Origin of the sequence: Vibrio fujianensis (assembly GCF_002749895.1) — a bacterium.
GTDB lineage: Bacteria > Pseudomonadota > Gammaproteobacteria > Enterobacterales > Vibrionaceae > Vibrio > Vibrio fujianensis.
Map to the genome: position 1 here is coordinate 32574 of NZ_NBUS01000031.1, position 3142 is coordinate 35715.

At 43.5% G+C, this 3142-nt stretch carries 5 protein-coding genes; 4 read left to right on the plus strand and 1 reads right to left on the minus strand.

The features are described 5' to 3' along the window. The 4 genes from B7C60_RS17425 to B7C60_RS01320 form a co-directional block, all read left to right on the plus strand. Positions 1-242 (plus strand): Sua5/YciO/YrdC/YwlC family protein (locus tag B7C60_RS17425; RefSeq protein ID WP_245868357.1); only part of this gene is annotated, 242 nt, incomplete at its 5' end. Positions 243-263: 21 nt separating this feature from the next. After that, positions 264-1178 carry an oxygen-dependent coproporphyrinogen oxidase gene (gene hemF / locus B7C60_RS01310; RefSeq protein WP_099610100.1) on the plus strand — a complete coding sequence of 305 codons (915 nt, stop codon included), beginning with the start codon at positions 264-266 and terminating at the stop codon, positions 1176-1178. 58 nt (positions 1179-1236) lie between these two features. Beyond that, positions 1237-2073, plus strand: a complete 837-nt coding sequence (gene aroE, locus B7C60_RS01315; RefSeq protein ID WP_099610101.1) for a shikimate dehydrogenase — start codon at positions 1237-1239, stop codon at positions 2071-2073. Then, positions 2070-2336: a DUF1488 family protein gene (locus tag B7C60_RS01320; protein ID WP_099610102.1), complete on the plus strand. Its 267-nt coding sequence runs from the start codon at positions 2070-2072 to the stop codon at positions 2334-2336. Before aroE ends, B7C60_RS01320 begins: the two co-directional genes overlap by 4 nt. Here B7C60_RS01320 and B7C60_RS01325 read toward each other — a convergent pair. After that, on the minus strand, positions 2329-2877 hold the full coding sequence (locus B7C60_RS01325) for a gamma carbonic anhydrase family protein (protein WP_099610103.1): 549 nt from the start codon (positions 2875-2877) through the stop codon (positions 2329-2331). The two genes, B7C60_RS01320 and B7C60_RS01325, sit on opposite strands and share 8 nt — an antisense overlap. Between the last annotated feature and the right edge of the window lie 265 nt (positions 2878-3142).

Consider the following 3142-nt stretch of genomic DNA (forward strand, 5'->3'; position numbering starts at 1 on the left):
ACACAATAGCGGTTCGAGTTACGGATCACCCTTTAGTGCAACAGTTATGCCTTGCTTATGGGAAACCCATCACATCAACTAGCGCGAATCTCTCCGGTCACCCTTCCTGTATGACGACAGATGAAGTGGTGCAGCAATTCGGCGCTCAATTAATAGCTATTTTACATGGTGAAACGGGCGGACGAAATAAACCAAGTGAAATTCGAGATGCAAAAACTCAGCAAGTGTTACGGCAAGGATAGTTTCGCGCAAAGGAATAAATAATGTCGACCATTGATAAGCAAGCGGTAAAGAATTTTTTACTTGGCCTCCAAGATAGGATTTGTCAGCAATTAGAAGCGGTAGATGGAAAAGCGACTTTTATTGAAGATGAATGGTATCGAGAGGCTGAGGAACGGTTAGGGGGCGGTGGTCGGACGCGAGTGATGTCTGATGGCTTGGTATTTGAGCAAGGTGGTGTTAATTTTTCTCATGTTACGGGACAGCAAATGCCCGCTTCAGCAACCGCACACCGACCTCAATTAGCCGGACGTCAATTTGAGGCGATGGGGGTATCGATCGTAATGCATCCACATAATCCTTATGTTCCTACTTCTCATGCTAATGTGCGTTTTTTTATCGCAGAAAAAGAGGGAGAAGTACCGATATGGTGGTTCGGCGGTGGTTTTGACCTTACCCCTTATTACCCATTTGAAGATGATTGTCGGGAATGGCATCAGGTAGCGAGAACACTTTGTGAGCCATTTGGTGCTGATGTTTATAAGATGCATAAAGCTTGGTGTGATGAGTATTTTTATCTTCCTCATCGAGCAGAAACGCGAGGGGTTGGTGGGCTTTTTTTTGATGATTTAAATCAATGGGGATTTGAGCGCTGCTTTGACTACATCAAATCAGTGGGTGAGGGTTATACTCAAGCTTACTTACCGATTGTTAAGCGACGCAAACAGACCCAATATGGCGAGCGAGAACGACAATTCCAACTTTATCGACGTGGTCGTTATGTTGAATTTAACCTGGTTTTTGATCGAGGAACGCTGTTTGGTTTGCAGAGTGGTGGTCGGACTGAGTCAATTTTGATGTCGATGCCGCCATTAGCGCGCTGGCAATATAACTACCACCCTGAAAAAGGTAGTGCAGAAGCAAAACTTTGCGAGTTTTTAGTCCCGAAAGAATGGTGACATGAGACAGGCTCAATGGTACGGTCTTTACAGATAATTTAGCGAAGTGGGCGAGAATATGGATTTTCATCATGATCACTATGCGGTGTTTGGTAACCCTATTGAGCACAGTAAGTCTCCTTTTATTCATACGTTGTTTGCTCGCCAAACCAACCAGAAGATGAGTTATACCGCCAAACTGGCCCCGATTAATGGTTTTCAAGCTGCCGCAGAGCAATTTTTTTCTCAGGGTGGAAAAGGGTGCAATGTGACCGTTCCTTTCAAAGAAGACGCTTATCTTTTTGCTGATCGGTTGACTGAGCGAGCTCAACTTGCCGGCGCTGTGAATACCTTAAAAAAGCTCGATGATGGTGAAGTGATTGGTGACAATACCGATGGAGAGGGGCTAGTTCAAGATTTATTACAGCATCAGGTTATTCTTGAGAATACTAATATATTGTTAATAGGGGCTGGAGGGGCTGCTCGTGGAGTAATCAAACCGCTGTTAGATCAACACCCCTTGCGTATTACCATTACCAATCGTACATTCAATAAAGCTGAGCAGTTAGCCGCAAACTTTGCATCATTTGGTTCTGTTGATGCGCAAGCTATGCACGAAATCAGCCACAGCTTTGATCTCATCATCAACTCTACCTCGGCCAGTTTAGCGGGAGAATTGCCCAATCTTTCCCCCATTATTTTTTCTCCAACGAGCGTGGCCTATGACATGATGTATGGGAAAGGACTAACCATTTTCAATCAATGGGGGTTAGAGAATGGAGCGGTTCATGCTTATGATGGTTTAGGTATGTTGGTGGCTCAAGCTGCCGAAAGTTTTATGCTTTGGCGAGGACTTCGTCCAGGGACAAGACAGGTTTTGCGAGAGCTGAGAAAAAATTTAGTGGGAGAAATATGAATCAATCTATCCTTTTTCCAGATATGCAGGATTGGAATCCAGAGCTTCAAGTTATAGAGTTTCCCGCTCAACAGGGGGGAGCGCTTATTGTTTGTCAGATCTCTATTCGGCAATTAGCTCAATACACTGGACAAGCCATTGATAGCCCAGAACAAGCTCTTGCGGTATTCAATACAGTACGTTTTGATCTTGAAGAGCTTGCTGAAGCTTTAATTGAAGAAGAAGCGTTTAATCAGTACGGTACTATAGAAGTCATCAGTTGAGCATTTCTACGTCATTGAGATAATCATTTTTAGTTTGTACGTAGTTATCTGCAGATTTGATTAAAAATTCACGTTCTTGATCCGTGAGTAGGCGAATTTTTTTTACTGGGCTGCCGATATAAAGATAGCCGCTCTCTAAGACTTTACCTGGTGGGACTAAACTTCCAGCACCAATCATGACATCGCTGCTGATCAGCGCACCATCTAATATAATAGACCCCATTCCGACTAATACTCGATCTTGAATTACACAACCATGTAGCATAACTTTATGCCCAATCGTCACCTCACGACCAATCACTAAGGGATAGCCATTTGGATTAGTGCTGTTTTTGTGAGTGACGTGAAGTACGCTCCCATCTTGGATATTAGTACGGCTCCCAATACAGATATGATTTACATCGCCACGAGCCGTTACTAATGGCCAAATACTTGCATCTTCACCGATCGTGATATCGCCGACGAGAACGCTAGAGGGGTCAACATAAACACGAGAAGCTATTTGGGGGGAAGTGCCTTTATAACAACGAATCGAGCTCATTATTTCTCCTACCTGTTTTCATTTTTTTACTCTGAGATAAGTGTAACCTGAATTAAGCAATAAAAGATGAGCTTTGGGCGAAAAATGCGCAGCCGAAAAAAAAGCAATAAAAAGCACTTGCCAAGCTAACCAAACTCCCTATAATGCCGCCTCACTGACACGGCAGACGCCGCAAGGCTTCAGGCAGTGTTAGTGGAGGGAAAACTTCTAAAAAAGAAAATTTGAAAAAGTGTTTGACTCTTCAAATTAACTCGTTAGAATTCAC